Annotated in this window: 25 protein-coding genes and 1 pseudogene; 21 read left to right on the top strand and 5 right to left on the bottom strand. The window is 35.6% G+C overall.

Annotated elements, in window-relative coordinates; all coding sequences use genetic code 11:
• Nucleotides 1–187 precede the first annotated feature (187 nt).
• Entirely contained in the window at nt 188–943 is a 756-nt protein-coding gene (locus tag STYK_RS00590; protein ID WP_049531669.1) for a hypothetical protein, read from the bottom strand.
• Nucleotides 944–1,227: 284 nt separating this feature from the next.
• On the opposite strand from STYK_RS00590, the gene STYK_RS00595 reads away from it, so the two are divergent.
• The 4 genes from STYK_RS00595 to STYK_RS00610 are packed head-to-tail and all read left to right on the top strand — an operon-like array spanning nt 1,228 to nt 4,949.
• Entirely contained in the window at nt 1,228–2,001 is a 774-nt protein-coding gene (locus STYK_RS00595; RefSeq protein ID WP_261805052.1) for a hypothetical protein, read from the top strand.
• Between the two features lie 13 nt (nt 2,002–2,014).
• Complete coding sequence (locus STYK_RS00600; RefSeq protein ID WP_261805053.1) at nt 2,015–3,520, top strand: serine/threonine-protein kinase; 1,506 nt, start codon at nt 2,015–2,017, stop codon at nt 3,518–3,520.
• 16 nt (nt 3,521–3,536) lie between these two features.
• Nucleotides 3,537–4,199 carry a hypothetical protein gene (locus tag STYK_RS00605; protein ID WP_261805054.1) on the top strand — a complete coding sequence of 221 codons (663 nt, stop codon included), beginning with the start codon at nt 3,537–3,539 and terminating at the stop codon, nt 4,197–4,199.
• 60 nt (nt 4,200–4,259) lie between these two features.
• On the top strand, nt 4,260–4,949 hold the full coding sequence (locus tag STYK_RS00610; RefSeq protein WP_261805055.1) for a DNA/RNA non-specific endonuclease: 690 nt from the start codon (nt 4,260–4,262) through the stop codon (nt 4,947–4,949).
• Nucleotides 4,950–5,047: 98 nt separating this feature from the next.
• On the opposite strand, the gene STYK_RS00615 is transcribed toward STYK_RS00610, so the two are convergent.
• The 3 genes from STYK_RS00615 to rpmF form a co-directional block, all read right to left on the bottom strand.
• On the bottom strand, nt 5,048–6,289 hold the full coding sequence (locus STYK_RS00615; protein WP_261805056.1) for a hypothetical protein: 1,242 nt from the start codon (nt 6,287–6,289) through the stop codon (nt 5,048–5,050).
• A 286-nt stretch (nt 6,290–6,575) separates the two neighbouring features.
• The gene (gene rpmG, locus STYK_RS00620; RefSeq protein WP_001265622.1) at nt 6,576–6,725 is read right to left on the bottom strand and encodes a 50S ribosomal protein L33; all 150 of its coding nucleotides are present in this window, start codon (nt 6,723–6,725) and stop codon (nt 6,576–6,578) included.
• A 15-nt stretch (nt 6,726–6,740) separates the two neighbouring features.
• A complete protein-coding gene (rpmF, locus tag STYK_RS00625; protein ID WP_000290417.1) occupies nt 6,741–6,923 on the bottom strand; it encodes a 50S ribosomal protein L32 in 183 nt (60 codons plus the stop codon).
• 316 nt (nt 6,924–7,239) lie between these two features.
• Here rpmF and STYK_RS00630 point away from each other — a divergent pair, with 316 nt between their 5' ends.
• The 6 genes from STYK_RS00630 to ilvD all read left to right on the top strand — a co-directional run bounded on the left by STYK_RS00630 (nt 7,240) and on the right by ilvD (nt 14,641).
• Complete coding sequence (locus tag STYK_RS00630) at nt 7,240–9,270, top strand: BglG family transcription antiterminator (protein ID WP_261805057.1); 2,031 nt, start codon at nt 7,240–7,242, stop codon at nt 9,268–9,270.
• 3 nt (nt 9,271–9,273) lie between these two features.
• The gene (locus STYK_RS00635; protein WP_000912474.1) at nt 9,274–9,558 is read left to right on the top strand and encodes a PTS sugar transporter subunit IIB; all 285 of its coding nucleotides are present in this window, start codon (nt 9,274–9,276) and stop codon (nt 9,556–9,558) included.
• Nucleotides 9,559–9,570: 12 nt separating this feature from the next.
• Nucleotides 9,571–10,917, top strand: coding sequence for a PTS ascorbate transporter subunit IIC (locus STYK_RS00640; protein ID WP_000975289.1), 1,347 nt, complete (start codon nt 9,571–9,573; stop codon nt 10,915–10,917).
• Nucleotides 10,918–10,920: 3 nt separating this feature from the next.
• On the top strand, nt 10,921–11,778 hold the full coding sequence (locus tag STYK_RS00645) for a transketolase (RefSeq protein WP_033687490.1): 858 nt from the start codon (nt 10,921–10,923) through the stop codon (nt 11,776–11,778).
• Complete coding sequence (locus tag STYK_RS00650; RefSeq protein ID WP_101782272.1) at nt 11,775–12,707, top strand: transketolase family protein; 933 nt, start codon at nt 11,775–11,777, stop codon at nt 12,705–12,707. The genes STYK_RS00645 and STYK_RS00650 overlap by 4 nt, the downstream gene beginning before the upstream one ends.
• 230 nt (nt 12,708–12,937) lie before the next feature.
• Nucleotides 12,938–14,641, top strand: a complete 1,704-nt coding sequence (gene ilvD / locus STYK_RS00655) for a dihydroxy-acid dehydratase (protein WP_000137346.1) — start codon at nt 12,938–12,940, stop codon at nt 14,639–14,641.
• 165 nt (nt 14,642–14,806) lie between these two features.
• Here ilvD and STYK_RS00660 read toward each other — a convergent pair whose 3' ends face one another.
• Nucleotides 14,807–15,148 (bottom strand): metal-sulfur cluster assembly factor, encoded by a 342-nt coding sequence (locus STYK_RS00660; RefSeq protein WP_001204052.1) that lies wholly within the window; start codon nt 15,146–15,148, stop codon nt 14,807–14,809.
• Between the two features lie 123 nt (nt 15,149–15,271).
• On the opposite strand from STYK_RS00660, the gene STYK_RS00665 reads away from it, so the two are divergent.
• From STYK_RS00665 to STYK_RS00715, 11 genes and pseudogenes are all read left to right on the top strand, one after another.
• On the top strand, nt 15,272–16,123 hold the full coding sequence (locus STYK_RS00665) for a helix-turn-helix domain-containing protein (RefSeq protein WP_084954125.1): 852 nt from the start codon (nt 15,272–15,274) through the stop codon (nt 16,121–16,123).
• A gap of 197 nt (nt 16,124–16,320) precedes the next feature.
• Complete coding sequence (locus tag STYK_RS00670) at nt 16,321–17,568, top strand: MFS transporter (protein WP_033687967.1); 1,248 nt, start codon at nt 16,321–16,323, stop codon at nt 17,566–17,568.
• 181 nt (nt 17,569–17,749) lie between these two features.
• Nucleotides 17,750–19,030, top strand: a complete 1,281-nt coding sequence (hisS, locus tag STYK_RS00675; protein WP_000775866.1) for a histidine--tRNA ligase — start codon at nt 17,750–17,752, stop codon at nt 19,028–19,030.
• The gene (locus tag STYK_RS00680; RefSeq protein WP_261805058.1) at nt 19,030–19,497 is read left to right on the top strand and encodes a hypothetical protein; all 468 of its coding nucleotides are present in this window, start codon (nt 19,030–19,032) and stop codon (nt 19,495–19,497) included. Before hisS ends, STYK_RS00680 begins: the two co-directional genes overlap by 1 nt.
• Before the next feature lie 9 nt (nt 19,498–19,506).
• On the top strand, nt 19,507–19,713 hold the full coding sequence (locus tag STYK_RS00685) for a helix-turn-helix transcriptional regulator (RefSeq protein WP_020900531.1): 207 nt from the start codon (nt 19,507–19,509) through the stop codon (nt 19,711–19,713).
• Nucleotides 19,713–19,901 (top strand): hypothetical protein, encoded by a 189-nt coding sequence (locus STYK_RS00690; protein WP_112444826.1) that lies wholly within the window; start codon nt 19,713–19,715, stop codon nt 19,899–19,901. Before STYK_RS00685 ends, STYK_RS00690 begins: the two co-directional genes overlap by 1 nt.
• Nucleotides 19,888–20,085 (top strand): hypothetical protein, encoded by a 198-nt coding sequence (locus tag STYK_RS00695; protein WP_033682914.1) that lies wholly within the window; start codon nt 19,888–19,890, stop codon nt 20,083–20,085. Before STYK_RS00690 ends, STYK_RS00695 begins: the two co-directional genes overlap by 14 nt.
• Nucleotides 20,082–20,829, top strand: a pseudogene (locus tag STYK_RS00700) (DUF3169 family protein). Before STYK_RS00695 ends, STYK_RS00700 begins: the two are co-directional and overlap by 4 nt.
• A gap of 10 nt (nt 20,830–20,839) precedes the next feature.
• Nucleotides 20,840–21,664, top strand: coding sequence for an ABC transporter ATP-binding protein (locus STYK_RS00705; RefSeq protein WP_033687477.1), 825 nt, complete (start codon nt 20,840–20,842; stop codon nt 21,662–21,664).
• The gene (locus tag STYK_RS00710) at nt 21,657–22,355 is read left to right on the top strand and encodes an ABC transporter permease (RefSeq protein ID WP_261116182.1); all 699 of its coding nucleotides are present in this window, start codon (nt 21,657–21,659) and stop codon (nt 22,353–22,355) included. The genes STYK_RS00705 and STYK_RS00710 overlap by 8 nt, the downstream gene beginning before the upstream one ends.
• A gap of 9 nt (nt 22,356–22,364) precedes the next feature.
• Nucleotides 22,365–23,006: a CPBP family intramembrane glutamic endopeptidase gene (locus tag STYK_RS00715; protein ID WP_000771205.1), complete on the top strand. Its 642-nt coding sequence runs from the start codon at nt 22,365–22,367 to the stop codon at nt 23,004–23,006.
• Nucleotides 23,007–23,011 lie beyond the last annotated feature (5 nt).

The raw sequence follows: 23,011 nt of genomic DNA on the forward strand, positions 1-23,011 counted from the left end.
TAAATTTGATTGATAATTAAAATCATTGATTTTATCGTGTTTCTAAGATATATTTTAAAATATTCACGCGAAAATCACGCGAATATTTGTAATCAAAATTCAATTAAAAAACATAGTCATTCGAATGATTTGCCTTGCAATGTAGTGAAATTAACAAAAGAAAAAACTCTTCCTATAATTTTTAGTTTTATCCTTGACTTCTTCTAAACATAATTGAAGAACTAGATACAGTTTTAATTTGTGGATGGTTGTTATAGAATTCGATTTGCCCAATAATAGCAAGATCATAATTTTGATGTTGGTCTATTTTATCCTTGTTTTTCCCTCTATATATAGTTGTCTTTATTTTCCACTCGCCATCTTGTTTGGTCTTCACAATCAATCTGTATTGAGTCTCCCCCAATTTAGTTTTAAATTCTTTAACTTCTAAATGGACGCTCCCATAAAATAGAAAGACGTTATTTTCTTCGTCCTTATCAAACCAGCTCTTCAAAGATTTTCTGGGGATACATTTTCTAGTATTAGGTTGACCTTCTCTTCCGACTAATATTGTAAAAGGATTATCGCCTTCATCATTAGCAGGAATTTGATTTTCTTCTCGTTCTCTTGGCAACATTCGATTTAACATTGCTTCAAGTCTATCTTGCATCTCCTCCTCACCTAAATTACTAACGTAATCCTTGATTTCCTTCCTGGATACAGATTCATATTTGAGAGAACAATCTGCCATATGACCTGACGACGGTAATGTAGACAAAAAAGCTCTTTTTTTTGATGTTTTATGAGTAAATGCTAGCTCAGCAATCCTACATTCTGGACAAAATATTCTACCCCGGTAACTCGATATATCTCCACTTTTTTGTTCATATTCCTTTTCTAATTCATCTAAATTATGAAGTCTTTGATCCCCAGTGAAATAGAATTCTTTAAATTTCTCTCCCATTTTACCTACTCCTTAACTCGATAATATTTCATATATACTATATTATACCTAATTCAAAGAAAATGCTATTATAAACTTGAAAGTAAATTATAGAAATCTTATTTTTGGTTAAAATATTGATAAACAGAAGAAATTAATAATATCGTAAGAGCTATAAATAATTAATTCTACTAGTTAAGAGCAATATTTAGCATCATACATCTAAATTAATTTTATAATGAGTTATTACTTCAACAAACCAACTCCTTTACACATTGATGGTATAATGATATGGAGGAATTACTATGAAAGAGAATTTAAACCCTAATATTGACCCACGTATAAAATTCAAATTGTTACCACCAGCTACTATTATTAAAAATTTTGTTGATGGAGAGCCCGATTGTAATTATGAGAACTATTTACTAGAGCTACTTAATAAGTCATCTCATTTTAAAGATAAAGGGCAATCTCCTTTCTCTAAACCGTTAAATGAAAATAATGGTCAATGTGATGCAATCTCGAAAAGTTATGAAATAGACTTTAAACTATTATCATCTAGCACTAGATTACAAGCTAGTCATTTGTTTTCTATGGGTATTAGCAATTATGGTGGTGGTATAATTGGTACTCATGAAAGTAAAAAGAAATTCGGTGAAGTAAAAGCTACTCAGATTCATGTTGCATTCCGAACAAGAGATATATCAGAGCTCACTCGATTAGGGGAAAACTTTTTAAATATTAGAAAGTATGGTATTGAAAGAGATATCATAAAAGTGTTGAAAATGCTGGAAAAACAGAAAAACCTTTTATTATTTTTTCCATATTCGTTTAAGCTGATTGATATACTCGAGACAGATAATTCGGATGATATTATTGTAAGTGCGTTAAATTATGATTTTCACTCACTATTTGAATACAGAAGTTTAAAAGCAAAGGAATTTGAGACTTATTTTGTAACTATATTTCAAGATAGATTTTATATTTTTTCTATTCTTGACGACACCCTCTGTTTAATTGAGAAAGTAGATTGTATGTCACTGCCTACATTTATTAAATTAAAGAATTACCATCTATAAGGAGGACGAGTTATTGATCAATCCAGATTTTTACAAAAGAGTAGCAAAGATATTCTGTGGAGATGAGATGGGGATGTTTACTTATAAATCAGGACCTCAGCTAGTTTCTTTTTTCAATACCCATTTCCATACTCAAGATAGTTATGGTCAGGGTTTTCCTACAAGATGGATATATGTTAATGATAAGCTATTGGACTTTTCATCTAGAGGCATTATCAATTCATTTTTCAACCTTATACTCAGCAAACAATATCTTTTAACAGAGCGTCAGATAAGTGAAGTGGATGCTTTAGAGCATCAGCAGAAAATAATAAATGAATTAGATAAAATTTGTTCTGTTTATTCTTTAAAACTCTCAAGAAGAGGAAATGAATTTTATTTAGTAGAAATTGATTTAGATTTAGTTGAGATTGGAAAGGGTGGCTTTGCTGATATTTATTTCCAAAAATCTACAGGATTAGTGGTAAAAAAACTAAATGAGGAATCTGTGAGACGACAATCGTTGAGAAGTAGGTTAAAAAGAGAGTATGAAATAACTAAGTCTTGTTCGGATATTGAGAGCATTATTCGAGTATTTGATTTCGATAGTAGTAATTGTTCATACACAATGGAAAAAGCCGATGATACATTGGGAAATTATATTGAAGCAAGTGAGCTGACAGAGGACTCTAAGCTCAATATATTGCGTCAAATACTTTATACTATGTCTCTTGTCCACCAAAGAGATGTTCTGCATAGAGACTTAAGTCCAACCAATGTTTTCTTCGTGAATGGGATAATTAAGATTGCTGATTTTGGATTAGGAAAAAACCTAAATACTCTGACATCTCATCAAACAACGGACACAACTTCCTTTGGTCAACTCTTTTATTGCGCGCCAGAGCAATTAATACTTTTAAAAGATGCTGATAAACGAAGCGATGTGTATTCACTGGGACGTATTATTAATTTTGTTATGACTAAGAATCCTAATATTTTTTCTCATTCACTTCGTTCTGTTAGTGAAAAAGCTACGAATTTAGAACCTGATTATAGGTATCAAGATGCTACCGAAATGTTGAAGGCATTAAATGCATGGTTGAGCATTAGAAGCGACGAAACATTTAAGAAAACAATATGGGGAAAAATTAATCACGGTATTTTTGATGATGACATAGAAAACTATATTTATGAAATGCCAGCAAGAGAGTTATGTCAAGCATGCATCAAAAAAAGTGATGTTTTTATTGAAAGCTTAATGGTCTTTATGAAGTTAGATGATACGCACGCGATTTATATCATTCAGACGATTCATTCTAACTACGAGCAATATTTGAAGCGATTTGAAGATGCAGATCCTTTCGCCACTCTTTCTTATAGAATTTTAAAGGGACAATTTTCCTTCAATGTCAATGAAGTGGCTGCTCAGATTTTACACTATGTGGCTTATGAAGTTGGGCGCTTTTCTGCTCAGCATAATATAGATAACTTGATTGAAAATGGGATTGAACCAATGATTGAGTCCATATTAGAAAGGTAGATTAGGAGGAAATGTAATGACAAATGATGAATATTTCAATGAAATAGAGACATATTTTAATAAATTAAGAGAATATCGTGAAGAATCAAAGTCAATAGCTGCAGATATTATTGGTGAAAATTTTACTGAAGATGATATTTTTTTTATTTCTGCACTTAACAGACGAGTTCAATTTATTGATGGAATAATAGACTTATTAAGAACGAGAAATCTGACTTGTGCAGGAATCTTAGTACGAACACAACTTGATAACCTTATGAGAGTCTTCGCGGCTTTTATATCAGAAAACAGAAGATTATTTATTAAAGAGACTTTAAGTGGTAAAAGTATTAGAAATTTGAAAGATAATCAAAACAGAAGGATGACTGATACCAATCTTAAGAAAAGGATGTCAGAGTATTATCCTGAGATTGAGGAAATTTACAATAAATCATCTGGTTATGTTCATTTGTCTGAAGTCGCATTTCATCAGGCTTTTTGGACAGAACAATCTGATGGAGATTTTGGAATTAGATTTTCAGTTGGTTTGTCTCCTAGGGAAGAACTAAATCCTATTCTAATTGAGTGTGCTGAAGTATTCTGTTATTTTACTGAGATTGAATATGATTTTTACCAAAAAATCATTGATTCAAAAAAAGTTTTTGATAATAAACAAAAAGATATTTTAGAATTAACGTGAGCTATATTAAACTATCAATAATGACGAAGATAAAAATAAATAATAGGGGAAAAATGAATTATGACAACAAATAGTATTAGCTCATATATCACATTGATATCGATTGCTCATAACCAATTTGGTGATGAGTTGAACATTGATAATTGGGACTGTGAGTTTAAAAATTGGGAAATGCAGTTAATTTCAAATGGTAAATATTATACTTTTTTGAAGAAAGTAGAAATAGATTGTAGAGTAACCAAAGAACCTATATATCGGGAAAACCCAATAATGTGGAAGATTATACTTAGAAAAAATCCTAAAACTAACTATTTCGTTGCTTCTCTAAGTAATGTTAACCATGTTAAGGACAGAAGTCATAATCCTGATGACCCATCCATTCCAGGTGAGAATACAAAAGATCGAGGGCATTTTATTGCTGACTCATTTGATAAGTATTTACTTACAAATGATGAACGTAATGCTAATAACTCACAATCCAATCAATTTTTTGCTATAAATAATAAAAGCAATATCTCACCTCAAGATTTTAGAGCAAATCGAAACTCCAAGGAATATGCTGGACAGTTGAGATTCGAGCAAAAAGTGAGAAATTATCTTGAGAAAAGTACTAATGCAAATGAAGAAGTTTATTATGAAATTGAGGAAATTAAGATAGAAGAAAAGGTATTAGGTCGCAGAATATTCATTCATTGGGATCAAAGTGATGAAGCTGATATTCATGTATTTATTCCAGAAGACCGTGATTGAAAGTTTATACGTATATTAAAAAGAGCAATATTGCTCTTTTTTGATTTTAGACGTATTGCTTATTTGTAATTTTTCCATTTGGCTATAAGATATCTTTTTCAATTATTTTTTACATCAATTCGAGGTAGTAATTTTGTAATTTCATCAAAAGCAGACTTTTTCATATCCATAAATTTTCTATAGTTTGGAACTGATATTACATTTCCATCGGTTATTCCTCCACCTATTGGTCGTAACTGACAATAAAAGAAATGATTTTCTAGTCTTTCCATAACATTATTAGCAAAATCTTCCCCCTTTTCTTCTTTAAATAATTTTCTAAACAATTTCTCCCATGCTGCATCATATTTACGAAAAACAAAAACCGGTTTTTGTGATTCCTTATTATATAAATATTTATAGATTCTTCTCAGTACAATGAACGCACCCAACTTAGATAAGTCTGAATTGAGAATAATCTTTTCACCAATGCCATTTTCACCTAAATTAGGTTGAGCACATGAAAAAGGATAAATTTCTAAATTACATATTTGTTGAGCGATCTTTTCAATTTCCTTTTGCTTTCCTTCCAGTTCTATAAAATCTAATACCTTATTTATCTGAATGAGTTGAGAATAATACTCTCTCAAATAGTAATAATTTTCTAACAGATTTTTTTGACTTTTTTTAGAATTGTTTTTGAAATTAAACTTAGATTTTAAATCAAACATATGTTTAATTTCACTCATTAAATTGCTTTGATTACTATAAATGATATCTTTGACGTCTTTAATACTTTTTAATTTATATCTTCTTTCTATAATTGATTTAACATCAATTTCCTTTTCTTTATATCCTTTTAAGATCTTTTTAATATTTTTAATAGTTTTCTTTTTCTCAGTACCAGCTATCAAAATCTCGGTTTTTCCATAATATCCTTTTAGGCTTGTTTCCTCGAGACCTTTATCAATTTGATTATCTTGATAAGCCCCTAAATAGCCTCTAGGATTTTCCAAACAGTGGAAAATAGTAGCTGTATCTATATCTCCATGAAAATGAGTTGGAATTTGGTAGCGCATATTCAAATGACTACCTGCTTTTTCTATTTCTTTTTTTAAGTCATCTGATAGAATCTTCAGCCAAGAGAAGTCCATAGTTGTTTCAGACTTCTCAACTTTTTTTAGAAATTCATTAATCAGATTGTTACCCTTATCTTGATGCCAAGGGCTAAACTGTTCTAAAAAAAATTTCTTATCTTTAAAGTAAAAAATCTCTACGTTGTCTTGGGGTATGATTTCTTTAAAATAATCTTCTAAATCTGATTTTAATTGTTCCAAATCTTGATCTTCATGATTTTTCATGATATGTCCATCCTACTTTATTGATTTATTACTATTAATTCTTTAAACCTATTATACTACAGTATTTCTACATTAGTTCAAAATCAATTTTTTAGAAATTGAAGAATGTATTACATTTAATTTTGTTGCGAAGTTAGTTCTTCCTGTTTCTTATATATTCGAACCTCTAATTTATTTCATAAATAATGTAGTCATTCGAATGATGTTTATTGTAATGTACTGAAATTAACAAAAAGAAAAAACGCATATTATGCGTTTTTCTTCTGTATTGATTCGTATTGAATGCTTACTTAACTTCTGTAAACACAACGTGTTTGCGAAGTTTTGGTGAGTATTTCTTCAATTGAAGACGGTCTGGAGTGTTACGTTTGTTTTTAGAAGTAAGGTACAAGCGTTCACCAGATTCTTTGTGTTCAAGTGTAATATTTACGCGCATGGTATCTCCCTTCTATTATTCAGCTGATGCAGCTTTAGCGATTTTACGTCCTTTGTAGTATCCTTTAAGTGATACACGGTGAGAACGTGAGTAATCTCCAGTAGTTTCGTCAAAGTTCACAGATGGAGCTGTTACTTTGTAGTGTGTACGACGTTTGTTTTTCTTCGCTTTTGAAGTGCGACGTGCAGGTACTGCCATTTTGATTTCTCCTTTAGGTATTTATATTCGATTCAATCTACTGATTTTCATCAACCATACTAGGATAACACATTTTTTTTGTAAAGTAAAGTTACTTGACAAAAAAAGATGAAAAAATTAGAAGATATTACTCAGTTGATATTACTAAAACCTAAATGATATCATTTTGTTTTTAAAAATTAATAGAAAGTTGACAAATAATCACTAAAAAGTTTCAGCCCAATAATTACTTGTAGGAGGTGAGATTATATTGTGCTGAAATATTCTTTTATTCTTATAACTTTTACACTATAATTGTAGTTAGAAAGGAAGAGAAATGTTTGATTATAGAGCACTAGTTATTTTGATGACTTTGATGGATCATTGTGAGCTATCATTATATGAATTATCTGTTAAGGTGAGCTTACCTATAAAGGAAGTCAAAGAAGGAATAGATTATTTAGTGCCTTATCTAGCTAATAAAGGGATAGTGCTGGATAAAAAACAAGGTCGCTATAGTTTATCAAATCGTACGAAGCAGTCTTTGACAGATATTATTAAGTCGGATGAATTGGTTTTACCAAAGTCGACTCGCTTAGCATTAATCTATCTTTACACTTTTTGCCGATTAGATTTTATATCGAATAATCATTACCAAGACTTTTTGAAAGTAAGTAAGAATACAACCTTATCTGATATTCAATCATTAAGAAAGATTATGTTAGATAATGATTTGGAGCTAGGGTACAGTAGAGCAAAAGGTTATACTTTACACGGCTCAGAGTGGAATAAGCACCGTTTAGCTTTTCAAATGGTTAGTGAGTTGCTGGAATCCTCCATAGGGATTTGGGGGTTGGATTATGTTTTATCCAGTTGGGGGTATTCATTAACTTATGATTTGATTAATCAGGTAGTTAAAGATTATTATGAAAAGCTACAGCTAGTACCTATTGTTAATCAATTAAAAGTTTGCCTTTTCGGTTTAGTATTCATTATATGTAGGTATCAAAGGGATGTTGAAAGAGTATGTCTTTCAGAGACATTAGTATCTCCTATTATTCAAGATATAACGACTATTTTATTGGATACAGTAGTTGATTTGGGAATTATAGATACGGTATTTTCAGAGGATGATTATCGCTATATCACAGTTTTATTATCAAGTTGCTTTGAAGGTGAAGTAGATGTTGCTTCGGTTTACTTTAATCAATTAACAGAGGCTATTATAAGTAGAATGGAAGATATTTCTTTGTTACATTTTAAACAAAGAGAAGTATTGAGAGAAAATCTTCGCCGCCACCTTATACCGGCTTATTATAGATTAAAATTCGGCTTACCTAGTTCAAATGAATATGTGTTGCATGTTAAAGAACATTATCCTGATTTATTTGAACTAGTAAAAGATTCTTTGACTCCCTTGATGGACGCTATTGACAAGCCCATACCTGATAGTGAAACAGCATATTTTGTTATCCATTTCGGAGGTTATTTAAAGAAAGCAGATACTTTGCCTCAAAAATGCTATAAAGCAGCAATCATTTGTCCTAATGGTGTTAGTTCTTCATTGATGTTAAAAGAGAATCTATTAGCATTATTTCCTCAAATTGAGTTTATAGGAACCTCAAAGATTGATGATTTACAGGTGAAAGCTAGTAGTGACTATGATATGGTTTTTTCTACCATAAAGGTGGAGACAGAGAAGCCAAATTATCTAGTTTCTGTTATGATGACGGAAGAACAAACAACACAGTTAGTTGAATTGGTATCAAAAGATTTCCCAGATACAGGTTATCGAGATATTGAGCTGAATCAGATAATTAGCATAGTAAGACGATATAGTGTAATCACACAAGAATTAGAGTTAAAATTAGCATTAAAGAGGTATCTCTATCAAGAAATGAACAGAAAGGAAGTGTTACCATTGTTAGAAGAATTAATTACAAAAGAAACTTATCAGGTTAGTTCGGAAAAATTAGGATGGAAGGAGGCGATTCGTTTAGCAGCTAAACCGCTTTTGGATCAAGATAAGATAACTGAGAACTACCCTGAGGCAATGATTCAAAAAGTAGAAGAGTTTGGACCTTTTATTAATTTAGGGAAGGGAGTAGCAATTCCTCACGCTCGGCCAGATGAAGGTGTGAATGAAATAGGAATGTCAATGTTAGTTTTGGAAGAACCGATTTATTTATTGGATAATCCAGAACAAGAGGTAAGATTGTTGATTTGTATTGCAGCCATTGATAATGAGAGTCATTTAAAGGCTTTGTCACATTTAACAACAATTTTAAGAGATAAAAATCATGTTCAAACTTTAATATCATCAAAAAACTATGATGACATTAAAATGATAATTAAACAGGAGGATTAGATAATGTTAAAAATTGGTACAGCTTGTGGTTCAGGATTAGGTTCAAGTTTTATGGTACAGATGAATATTGAATCTGTATTGAGTGATTTGAATGTTTCGGATGTAGAAGTTGAACATTATGATTTAGGTGGAGCAGATCCAAATGCAGCTGATATTTGGATTGTTGGTCGTGATCTAGCTGATTCAGCTAGTCATCTTGGAGATGTTCGTATCTTAAATAGTATTATTGATATGGACGAACTACGAGAATTAATTACTAAAATTTGTGAAGAAAAAGGACTTATATAGGAGGCTAGCGTCATGATGAAGTTCATATTGGATATTGTTAGTACACCAGCTATTTTAGTAGCTTTAATTGCAATCTTAGGATTAGTTCTTCAGAAGAAGAAATTACCTGATATTATTAAAGGTGGAATTAAGACCTTTGTTGGTTTCTTAGTTGTATCTGGTGGTGCAGGAATTGTACAAAATTCTTTAAATCCATTTGGTACCATGTTTGAACATGCTTTTCATTTATCTGGAGTTGTGCCGAATAATGAAGCAATTGTAGCTGTAGCTTTAACAACATATGGCTCAGCTACTGCAATGATTATGTTTGCAGGCATGGTGTTCAATATCTTAATCGCTCGTTTTACTCGATTTAAATATATCTTTTTAACAGGGCACCACACTCTATATATGGCATGTATGATTGCGGTCATTTTATCAGTTGCTGGCTTTACTAGCTTGCCTCTCATCTTACTAGGAGGATTAGCACTCGGTATTATTATGAGTATTTCCCCGGCATTTGTGCAAAAATATATGGTTCAATTAACTGGAAATGACAAGGTGGCTTTAGGTCATTTCAGTTCTTTGGGATATTGGTTAAGTGGTTTCACTGGTAGCCTTATCGGTGACAAATCAAAATCAACAGAGGACATTAAATTCCCAAAGAGTTTAGCTTTTTTACGTGATAGTACTGTTAGTATTACTTTATCTATGGCAGTTATTTACATTATTGTAGCTATCTTTGCAGGGTCAGAATATATAGAAAAAGAAATCAGTAATGGTACAAGTGGTCTAGTTTATGCTTTACAATTAGCAGGTCAATTTGCAGCAGGTGTATTTGTTATTTTAGCAGGTGTTCGCCTTATTTTGGGTGAAATTGTTCCAGCCTTTAAAGGTATTTCAGAGCGTCTTGTACCTAATTCAAAACCTGCTTTGGATTGTCCGATTGTTTATACTTATGCACCTAATGCAGTCCTAATTGGATTTATCTCTAGTTTTGTTGGTGGTTTAGTAAGTATGGCAATTATGATTGCTTCAGGAACGGTTGTCATCTTACCAGGCGTTGTGCCTCATTTCTTCTGTGGAGCGACTGCAGGTGTCATTGGGAATGCATCTGGTGGTGTTCGTGGAGCCACTATTGGAGCATTTTTACAAGGTATTTTAATTAGTTTTCTTCCAGTCTTTTTAATGCCAGTTTTGGGAGGACTTGGTTTCCAAGGGTCAACTTTCTCAGATGCAGATTTTGGTCTATCAGGAATTATTTTAGGAATGTTGAATCAATTTGGCTCACAAGCAGGCATTGTTATTGGTCTTGTTCTTATTCTAGCAGTTATGTTTGGAGTATCCTTTATTAAAAAGCCATCTGCAAAGGAGGAATAAGGGATGATTTTAAGTGAAAATAGAGAAGATGAGTTAAGAAAATTTGCAACAAAAATCCGATTAAATACTCTTAGAACATTGAATCATCTTGGATTCGGCCATTATGGAGGGAGTCTGTCTATAGTAGAAGTTTTAGCAGTGCTTTATGGTGAAATAATGCCGATGACTCCAGAAATATTTGCGTCACGAGATAGAGATTATTTTGTTTTATCCAAGGGACATGCTGGACCAGCTTTGTACAGCACACTCTATTTGAATGGTTTCTTTGACAAAGAATTCTTACATTCTTTAAATACAAATGGAACCAAATTACCGTCCCATCCTGATAGAAATCTAACGCCGGGCATAGATATGACAACTGGCTCTTTAGGACAGGGAATTAGTGTTGCAACCGGACTTGCATATGGTCAGAGAATAAGAAAAAGTCCCTTTTATACCTATGCTATTGTTGGAGATGGTGAGTTAAATGAGGGACAATGTTGGGAGGCTATACAGTTTGCTTCTCATCAACAGTTATCTAATTTAATTGTATTTGTAGACGATAACAAAAAACAATTAGATGGTTTTACAAAGGATATTTGTAATCCAGGTGATTTTGTAGAAAAATTCTCAGCATTTGGGTTTGAATCCATTAGGGTCAATGGTTCAGATATTAGAGAAATTTATGAAGGGATTATCCAATTAAAACAGTCAAATAATTCATCCCCTAAGTGTATTGTATTAGACACTATTAAAGGTCAAGGAGTTCGAGAGCTGGAAGAAATGAAATCCAATCATCATCTTCGCCCTACTGTAGAGGAGAGACAAATGTTAACTTCAGTTGTAGAAAGATTAAGTCAGGAATTGGAGGAAACAGAATGATGAGAAGTGCGAAAGAATTACGACATGTGTATAGAGATTTCCTTCTAGAAGCTAACCAAAGTTATTCTGATATAGTAGTTTTAGAAGCAGACTTGTCAAGTTCGATGGCTACTAATAATCTTGAAAAGGACTTTGGAGACCGTTATGTGAATGTTGGGATCATGGAAGCAGAAATGGTCGGGCTTGCAGCAGGTTTATCTATTCAGGGGTTTAGACCTTATCTTCATACATTTGGCCCTTTTGCTTCACGAAGAGTATTTGATCAATTATTTATTTCTCTTGGGTACGCACAATTGGATGCCACTGTGATTGGCTCAGATGCAGGAGTAACGGCAGAGATGAATGGTGGAACACATATGCCATTTGAAGAAATTGGATTGTTACGTTTAATTCCTAAATCAATCATTTTTGAAGCAACTGATGATATCCAATTTCGTGAAATCTTGAACCAGACATTAGAATTAAAAGGACTAAAATATATTCGAACAATTAGAAAAGCTCCAGAGGCTGTATATCAAGGTGGAGAAGATTTTTCTAAAGGCTACATTGAGTTAAGACACGGTGAAGATGTTGTAATAGTTGCTTCTGGCATAATGGTTGCTCCAAGTATTCGAGTTGCGGATGAACTGTCTAAATTAGGTTATTCAGTAGGTGTGATAGATTTATTTAGAATCAAACCGATACCAGAACAGATAAAAACAATGTTAAGCGGAAAAACTATATTTACTGTAGAAAACCACAATCAGATAGGTGGAATTGGCAGTGCTTTATGTGAATTATTCTCTGATGATGGAATAACAAAAATTCATCGGATGGGTGTTCAAGAAAGATTCGGTCAAGTAGGGAAAATGGATTATCTTCTTAATGAGTATGGTTTGAGTGAATCGAATATAAAAGAGAAAGTTTTAGCGTTTTATAATGCAAGATAGATATTAAATACACTTATCTGAAAGAACTTCTGTAAAAATTACATTACGTTATTTAAAGCGAGCGGATTAAAAGCATATTCTGGTAATCAGAAAGTGCCCTGATCCGCTTTGTTGTTTTTAATTTAAAATGTTTATATGTGTATAGAATTTTCTGAAAATTCAAGAATTTTCTTCTGTTCATTGCTTTTAAAATGTGCTATAATAGTAAAAACTGAAATGGGAGGGAACAAATGACTGAATTAGATAAACGTCACCGCAGTAGCATTTATGACAGCATGGTAAAATCACCAAACCGTGCCATGCTTCGTGCGACTGGTATGACAGATAAGGACTTTGAAACACCGATTGTAGGGGTTATTTCGACCTGGGCGGAAAATACACCATGTAACATTCACTTGCATGATTTCGGGAAATTGGCTAAAGAGGGTGTCAAATCAGCAGGTGCTTGGCCTGTGCAGTTTGGGACTATCACTGTAGCGGACGGGATTGCTATGGGAACGCCTGGTATGCGTTTCTCTTTGACATCTCGTGATATCATCGCGGACTCTATCGAGGCGGCGATGGGTGGTCACAACGTCGATGCCTTCGTCGCTATCGGTGGCTGTGATAAGAACATGCCTGGTTCTATGATTGCCATTGCTAATATGGATATTCCAGCTATTTTCGCCTATGGTGGAACCATTGCACCAGGAAATCTTGATGGCAAAGACATCGACTTAGTTTCTGTTTTTGAGGGTATTGGAAAATGGAACCACGGTGATATGACAGCTGAGGACGTGAAACGTCTTGAATGTAATGCCTGCCCTGGCCCTGGTGGCTGTGGTGGTATGTATACTGCTAATACCATGGCGACTGCTATCGAAGTTCTCGGTATGAGTTTGCCAGGCTCTTCATCTCACCCAGCTGAATCAGCTGACAAGAAAGAAGACATCGAAGCAGCAGGACGTGCTGTTGTTAAGATGTTGGAGCTCGGTCTCAAACCATCAGATATCTTGACTCGTGAAGCCTTTGAAGATGCTATCACTGTAACTATGGCTCTCGGTGGTTCTACAAATGCCACTCTTCACTTGCTTGCCATTGCCCATGCTGCCAATGTTGACTTGTCACTTGAGGACTTCAATACAATTCAAGAACGTGTGCCTCACTTGGCTGACTTGAAACCATCTGGTCAGTATGTCTTCCAAGATCTCTATGAAGTTGGTGGTGTGCCTGCGGTTATGAGATACCTCTTGGCAAATGGTTTCCTTCATGGAGATCGCATCACATGTACTGGTAAGACTGTCGCTGAGAACTTGGCTGATTTTGCAGACCTCACTCCAGGTCAAAAAGTTATTATGCCACTTGAAAATCCAAAACGTGCGGATGGTCCGCTTATCATCTTGAACGGGAACCTTGCACCAGACGGTGCGGTTGCCAAGGTATCAGGTGTTAAAGTGCGTCGTCACGTTGGTCCAGCTAAGGTCTTTGACTCAGAAGAAGATGCTATCCAGGCTGTTTTGACAGATGAAATCGTTGATGGCGATGTAGTCGTTGTTCGTTTCGTTGGACCTAAAGGTGGTCCTGGTATGCCTGAGATGCTGTCACTTTCATCAATGATCGTTGGTAAAGGTCAAGGAGACAAGGTGGCCCTCTTGACGGATGGGCGTTTCTCTGGTGGTACTTATGGTCTGGTTGTTGGACATATCGCTCCTGAAGCTCAGGATGGTGGACCAATTGCCTACCTCCGTACAGGCGATATCGTTACTGTTGACCAAGATACCAAAGAAATTTCCATGGCTGTATCTGAAGAAGAACTTGAAAAACGTAAGGCAGAAACAACCTTGCCACCACTTTACAGCCGTGGTGTCCTCGGTAAATATGCCCATATCGTATCATCTGCTTCACGCGGAGCCGTGACAGACTTCTGGAATATGGACAAGTCAGGTAAAAAATAAACTCATACTCTTCGAAAATCTCTTCAAACCACGTCAACGTCGCCTTGCCGTACTCAAGTACAGCCTGCGGCTAGTTTCCTAGTTTGCTCTTTGATTTTCATTGAGTATCAAAAAGCAAGCCAACTTCGGCTTGCTTCTTTTCATCTTCAAAAGTGATTTGCCTGCTTAACGAGGTGGTAGTCCAAGGGCAATACGGCCGTAGCGACTGATTCGTGTGATCTTCCATGCAGGCGACCAGGTAACTTCAACCTTGACATCTTCTATCCCCTCGATTTGTTTTAGACCTGCCACGATTTCAATAGGCAAGCTTTCTGCACAATCGCAGGCAGTGTCAGTGAAGGTCATGACAATCTTGCAGAGCCCAGTTTCATCCAGATTGATTTCATAAATCAGTCCTAGATTGTAAACATCCAATTCCACATCTGTATCAAAAACCTTCTCTAGTTTTTCGATAATTTGGTCTTGTAAGGCCAAAGCGCGGTCATTGATTTTGATATCGTCTCTCATAGCAGTCCCTCCACCTGATAAATATCCTCTATTTTCTCATAATTCTGACAATTTGGCAAGTTTTTGATGAATTTTCTGAAAAATATGATAAAATGAAGAAAATACGGAATTAAGGGGAAGTCTATGGAGCAGATTGGAAAAGTCTTTAGGCAATTACGAGAGTCAAGAAATATCTCACTGAGACAAGCAACTGGGGGACAATTTTCGCCGTCCATGTTGTCCCGATTTGAAACTGGTCAGAGTGAGCTTTCGGTAGAAAAGTTTCTATTTGCCCTAGAAAATATATCTGCCAGTGTGGAGGAAATCCTCTTTCTGGCGAGAGGTTTTCAGTATGATACAGATTCTGAGCTAAGAAAAGAAATCATAGATGTCTTGGATCCAAAGAATATAGCTCCGCTTGAGGACTTGTATCGCAGGGAGTATCAAAAGCATGCCCATTCTCAAAACAAACAGAAACATATTCTAAATGTCATTCTTATCAAGTCTTATATGAAGAGCATGGACGAAAGGGTAGAGTTAACGGCAGAGGAGGGGAAAGTCCTTCATGATTATTTGTTTTCTACCGAGATCTGGGGAATCTATGAACTCAATTTATTTTCAGTCAGTTCACCATTTCTATCTGTTTCTCTTTTCACTAGGTATGTTAGAGAGATGGTACGAAAATCTGATTTTCTAATGGAAGTGTCTGGCAATCGAAACCTGTTTCACACTATACTATTGAATGGCTTTTTAGCTAGCATTGAGTGTGAAGAATTTACCAATGCCTCTTATTTTAAACGTGTTATCAAAGAGCATTTCTACAATGAAAATGAAACCTATTTCCGAATTGTCTATTTGTGGGCTGACGGTCTCCTTGATAGCAAGCAAGGTAGAGTCAAGGAAGGCCAGAAAAAGATGGAAGATGCTGTCCATATTTTTGAGATGCTTGGCTGTAATAAATCTGCTGAATACTACAGAAATACGATCGATTGTTGAATATTTGCAAACCAAGAAAAAAATTTGAAATTTGAAGCGATAGAACTCTTGCCCTCTCTCAGGTTATCAAAGAAGTTCTATCGTTTTTTTGCTTATTTTATGTGTTGCATATATTCAAAAGTTTTCCCTTTCAATTTCTAAGTGATATACTGTAGTCATACTTCATATAGGTATTATAACAAGAAGGGAGATTACCTATGAAACTATTGTTCAGAAATCAAGCTTATCGTCTCTTGACTTTGTCACGCTTCTTCAATGCTTTTGGTGCTTCGATTTTCAATCTGGTCTTTATCGTCTATGCATCGACCTTGCCACAAGCCTCTTTTGCGGTTGCTATGGCGAATATTGTCATGCTTCTTCCGACTCTCTTTACAGTTTTTGTAGGGATTCGGGCAGATTACACGAGGGACAAGGTCAAATGGATGGTCTATAGCGGTTTGTTTCAGGCGGTTTTATTTTTTCTAGCAGCCCTAGTTGTTCAGCAAGCTAGTCTCTTTGCCTTTTCCAGCCTGTGTTTAATCAATGTCATTAGTGATGTCATCAGTGATTTTGCTGGTGGTTTGCGCATGCCTCTCATTAAGGAAAAAGTAGCTGAAGATGATCTGATGGAGGCTTATTCTTTTTCACAGTTCATCACCTATATTTCAGCTATTGGTGGTCAAGCTTTTGGAGTATGGCTCTTAGGTTTATCGGTCAACAATTTTTCTATCGTTGCGGGAATCAATGCCTGTTTTTTCCTCGTATCAGCCTTTGTTCTCTTTTTAGGAAAAAGCAAATTAAGCCTGTCAATTTCATCTGATGACGGTGAAATACTAAAAAATGAGAAGCTTTCTATTAAAGAGCAGTTCCTAACAATTTACCGAAATTTACGCCTCGTTTTTCTTAAAAGTGGACAGAAAAACTTTGGTTTCATGATCTTTGCTGTCTTGCTTATCAATGCCTTGGGTGGCGCTCTAGGAAGCGTTTATAACATCTTCTTTTTGAGCCATTCTCTCTTGAATTTTTCTTACACAGAGGCACTATTTATCGAGCAAGTCTGTGTTTTATTAGCAATTATCATCAGTAGCCTTACGGGAAATGATTATTTTGGGAAGCAGTCCTTGCCTAGATTGATGATGTGGGTGACATTAGGAGTCAGTCTAGTTGGTCTGGCTAACTTATTCAATCAAGTCGTGCTTGGTTTGCTATTTCTCTTTTTAACTCTCTATGTGTCTGGTAAAGTTCCACCAAAGATTAATGCCATGCTCCTGAAAAATCTAGCTCCAGAGGTTCTAGCTCGTACCAGTAATTTTTTGGGTTTATTGTTCACCTTATCAGTACCTCTTGGTACAGCCTGTTTTTCACTTGTAGCTGTATGGAATATACAGTTGACTTGGATTTTATTTGTTGTCCTTTCTTTGCTGGCTATTCTTTTGACAGGTCTTAATCTCAAAAATGATATCTAATACTCTTCGAAAATCTCTTCAAACCACGTCAACGTCGCCTTGCCGTACTCAAGTACAGCCTGCGGCTAGTTTCCTAGTTTGCTCTTTGATTTTCATTGAGTATAAATCCTAATTTTTTCTCACTGTTTTAATCCCTCTATTTATGGTAAAATAAGACTATTAAGTTTAAAGAGGATTCCTTATGAAATTACAAAAACCAAAAGGAACGCAGGATATTTTACCTGCTGAATCTGCCAAATGGCAGTACGTTGAGGGCTTTGCCCGTGAGATTTTCAAGCGCTACAACTATGCAGAAGTTCGCACGCCTATTTTTGAGCATTACGAGGTTATCAGCCGCTCTGTCGGAGATACAACGGATATCGTAACCAAGGAAATGTACGATTTCTATGACAAGGGTGACCGTCATATTACCCTCCGTCCAGAAGGAACTGCGCCCGTTGTCCGTTCCTATGTGGAAAATAAACTCTTCGCCCCAGAAGTGCAAAAGCCGAGCAAGTTCTACTACATGGGCCCTATGTTCCGTTATGAGCGTCCACAGGCAGGGCGTTTGCGCCAGTTCCACCAGATTGGTGTTGAGTGTTTTGGCTCTAGCAATCCAGCTACCGATGTGGAAACCATCGCGATGGCAGCCCATTTCTTGAAAGAAATTGGCATCCAAGGTGTAAAACTACACCTCAATACGCTTGGAAATCCTGAGAGCCGTGCGGCTTACCGTCAAGCCTTGATTGACTATTTGACACCGCTCAAAGAGACCTTGTCTAAGGATAGCCAACGTCGCTTGGAGGAAAATCCTCTCCGTGTCTTGGACTCTAAGGAAAAAGAAGACAAGGTAGCAGTGGAGAATGCACCGTCTATCTTGGATTTCCTTGATGAAGAAAGCCAAGCTCATTTTGATGCTGTGCGTCAGATGTTGGAAAATCTTGGAGTAGACTATATCATCGATACCAATATGGTGCGTGGTCTAGACTACTACAACCACACTATTTTCGAGTTCATCACTGAGATTGAGGGCAATGACTTGACAGTCTGTGCGGGTGGTCGCTATGATGGTTTAGTTTCCTACTTTGGTGGTCCTGAAACTGCTGGATTTGGTTTTGGACTTGGTGTAGAGCGCCTGCTTCTCATTCTTGAAAAGCAAGGTGTGGCCCTCCCTATCGAAAACGCCCTAGATGTCTATATCGCAGTCTTGGGAGACGGAGCAAATGTCAAGGCCTTGGAATTGGTACAAGCTCTTCGCCAACAAGGTTTCAAAGCAGAGCGTGATTACCTCAACCGTAAGCTCAAAGCTCAGTTCAAATCAGCCGATGTCTTTGCGGCTAAGACCCTCATCACCTTAGGAGAGAGTGAAGTCGAAAGTGGACAAGTGACGGTCAAGAACAACCAAACCCGAGAAGAAGTGCAAGTGTCACTTGAGACAATCAGCCAAAACTTCTCAGAAATCTTTGAAAAACTAGGATTTTAATGATAGATAAAGTGGTCAGGAACCTACTCCTGACCTTTTTCTTTTGCAAAATGACAAAAATCATAAACTTTTTGACAAATATGCTTGTCAAAAAGAAAAAGATGTGTTACAATAAATTCAAGTTAAGAAATAAAGAAATAGGAGGGAGTCACATGTGGGTATGGATTTTTTTCCCTTTTCTCGTCTTGATTTATACGAGTCAATCTAAAAAAATCAAGCGGTTAGAGAAGAGGTTAAAGGTAATCGAAAGAAAAGAGAAAGGAAATATAGATATGTCAAGATTATTGCAAGAATTAATTGGGAAAAATCCAACAATCGTTGGACAAGTGTTTGGAACATCTTTATGGGAAGTTGTGGATGTTGATGAGGAATGGGTCAAGCTACGATACGTAGATAAGACGGGAAAAGAAAAAATCAAGTTGCAACGTATTGAGGATATCCAAGCCGTTGAATTTGACGGAGAGTAGGTGTGTGACATGCAACTAAAAAATCGTCTAAAAGAGTTGCGGGCTCGCGATGGCCTTAATCAAACCGAACTAGCCAAGCTAGCAGAGGTTTCCAGACAGACTATCAGTCTATTAGAACGGGATGAATACACCCCGTCCATTATCATTGCCCTGAAAATATCTCAAATTTTCAACGAAACAGTCGAATCGGTATTTCGCTTGGAGGAGGACGAGTGATGAACAAGTATAAAGTGATTTATTGTATGAGTGTTCTTGCCCTTATTGTGAATGCTTTTGCTATGATTGGAACATTACTGGGTTGGTTCTATTTTGTTGAAAGTAAGTATTTGTTTTGGGTTAACTTAGTCCTCTTGTCCATTTTCAACTGGTTAAAGAAAAAGGAGAAAAATGATGAACAAGTATAAAGTGATTTATTATGTAGTTGCCATAGCTTTATTAGTCAGCGTGTGTCTACTAATTGGAACAAATCTAGGATGGTTTGATCTCTATTACAGTGACCAATTTATTTGGGCCTACTTTGCCCTCATCCCAGTCGTTGACTGGATTGAAAAGAAAGCAAACAATTTAGCGAGTGAAAAAGGAGAATGAATATGAAAAAGAATAAGAAAGGTGTCTTGTTATTTTTAATGTCTGTTGTCTTTGGAGGCTTCTTGGGCATGTTTGTAGGGATGTTTAAGGCACGTGCCGAATCCTACGAAGTTATTTTAGATGTAAAAGTCTTGATACCTTGGATATCAGCTATTTGTTTAGTATTAGGTTTCATTAGTCTTTTTTTTGACTTTCAATTTCTTAAAGAAAAGCAGAAAATTTCATTCCTTGTATCAAGAGGAAATGGATGATGATCTGAATGAAAGCTATTATGTGCAAATGTATCGGAATCTTGAGTTTGGAAGTATTGCTTTTAATAGTGCAAGTGTAGTGATTTTATTGGCTCTCTTCATTTCAGCAAGTGAAGTGGTTATACTAAATAGAAGCAATCTAACCTTATCTCTTTCTTTTTTGGGATTAGTGTTGACTTTTAATGCTCAAAAATATTTTTATAAAACCATTGCGATTGTTCGTCAGTTTGATTTGGCTCTTTTCTCTACACCAAAGGATATCTTGAACTATATTAATTCTTATGATGAAGGGGAGCGTCAGGCTAATTTGGAACAGAGTTTTCGAATTTTATTCCAATTAAATCAGTATGTCTTACCAGTCTTATATGTTTTTCTTTTTATCATTTCTGTCTTGACAGGAGAGATTCAGTTACTAGCCTTCTTGCTTGTCGGAGCAATCCATATTTATATCAATATGATGCAGTTACCTATGGTAAAACGCTATTTCAAATAAAGGAGTTTCTATGATTCGTGTTGAAAATGTAAGCAAAAGTTTTGGGAGCAAAAAAGCTCTTCATCAGATTTCTTTTGAGATTAAGGAGGGGGAAATCTTTGGTTTTCTTGGGCCTTCTGGCTCAGGTAAAACAACCATGATTAACGTCTTAACAGGTCAGTTGGCTGCAGATCAAGGTAACACAATTTTGTTAGGCAAGAATTCTCAAGATTTAACCTCAAATGATTTGGAACAAATTGGTATTGTTAGTGATGGCAGTGGTTTTTATGAAAAGATGAGTCTTTACAAAAATCTTCTCATCTATGCTAAGTTATATGGCCTCAAGTCAGATAGAGTAAATCAGGTGCTCCAACAGGTTGGATTGGCAGATGCTAAAGATATTATCGCAGAAAAACTATCTACAGGAATGAAACAACGAATGTTCTTGGCTCGTGCCCTTCTGAATGCTCCTAAGATTCTCTTCCTAGATGAGCCAACTAGTGGCTTAGACCCTACAACATCTAAGATGATTCATATCCTACTTCAAGAATTAAAGCAGGCGGGGACAACTATCTTTCTGACCACGCATGATATGAATGAAGCAACTCTGCTTTGTGATCGCTTATCTCTTTTGAATAAGGGGAACTTAATAGAGTATGGAAGTCCGCAAGATATTATCCAGAAGTACCATGTGGATAAGAAAGTACGTGTGGTTTATAACGATGGACGAGAACAGATAGTTCCATTTGAAGAATTGCCACATTTAGACACGACAGATTTGATGGTGGTCCACTCTTGTGAGCCAACTTTAGAAGAAATCTTTATCAGATTGACAGGAGAAAAGTTAGATGTTTAGAAAATTAAATGCCCTACTATGGTTAAGATTACAAGTTCTTATCAGCAATTCAACTTTGTTGGCGACTCTATTGATGCCTTTTGGAGCGACTGTTCTATATAATGAATTTTTAAATAAGAATGGAGAATTGAGCCTGTTTTTACTATCTGCTAGCTTGACGATGGTCTTGAGCATGGGAAGTGGTTATATGGTATCGATTATGATGGCAGAAGATAAGGAAAAACGAAATCTTAAATCACTCCTCCTAAGTGGTGTGACAGCAACAGAATATACTTTCAGTATGCTCGTTCTCCCTATTCTGATAATGTTACTTGCTATGATTGTACTTCCCATCTATCTTAAAGTAGATCTATCAGGTTATTTATTTGCCTACGTTATCTATTTGCTCCTAGCAACGATTAGTATTATTTTTCTCAACCTTCTAATCGGTGCGGTGTCAGATACTCAATCTAAAGCGCAAGTTTATAGTATCTTCCCTATGTTAATTGTCTCTGTTTTACCTATGATTGCTTCTCAAAATGATACGGTTCAAAAAGTGTTGGATTACTCGTTCGTTGGTCCTATTGTAAATCTTTTAAATAAAAAAGGTGGAGAAATATCTTTTTCTAACATCGGTATGTTACTTGCCTGGGTACTTGTGTTAGGAATAGCGAACCTCTTTGTATTGAAAAACAGCTATAAAGCAAGATAGGAGATTTATATGAAACTACTTAAAAACCTTGGCTGGTTTCTTCTAGCCATTCTATCCTTTGTGTTTATCTATGGTACCGTTCAGAGTGGGGCTGTAGAAGCTTTGAATCTAGGCGCTTCACCCTATGCTACTACCTTGCTTTATGTGGCCTTGGCTGGAGTATATGTGTACGTCATTTATAAATGGTATCAGAAAGGTCCTGTTCATATTGAGAAGAGTGGCTTCAACCGATTTATTTGGCTTCCTGCTCTGGTTTGGTTCTTATCTCTGCTTGTCCAGTTTTTCTTGCCAGATGATCCTTCGGTAAATCAACAAATGGCGACAGACTTGACCTTGGCTCAGCCACTCTTCTCCTTCTTTGCGGTCGTTATTTTTGCTCCTTTGACGGAAGAACTTATCTTTAGAGGGATGTTAGCACGCTACCTCTTTCCTAAGCAGGACAATAGTAAACAAACTCTAATTTTTCTTCTGGTAACTAGTGTTCTGTTTGCCTTGATTCATTTCCCAGGAGATGTGCAACAATTTTTAGTTTATGCTAGTCTTGGTTTTAGCTTGGGCTTGGCTTATATTAGCAGAAAAGGTCTGGTCTACAGTATTTCTCTTCACGCTTTAAATAATTTAGTCGGCTTTTTGATGATTCTCATGCTATAATAGAG

This window comes from Streptococcus toyakuensis (assembly GCF_024346585.1).
GTDB classification, from domain to species: Bacteria; Bacillota; Bacilli; order Lactobacillales; family Streptococcaceae; genus Streptococcus; species Streptococcus toyakuensis.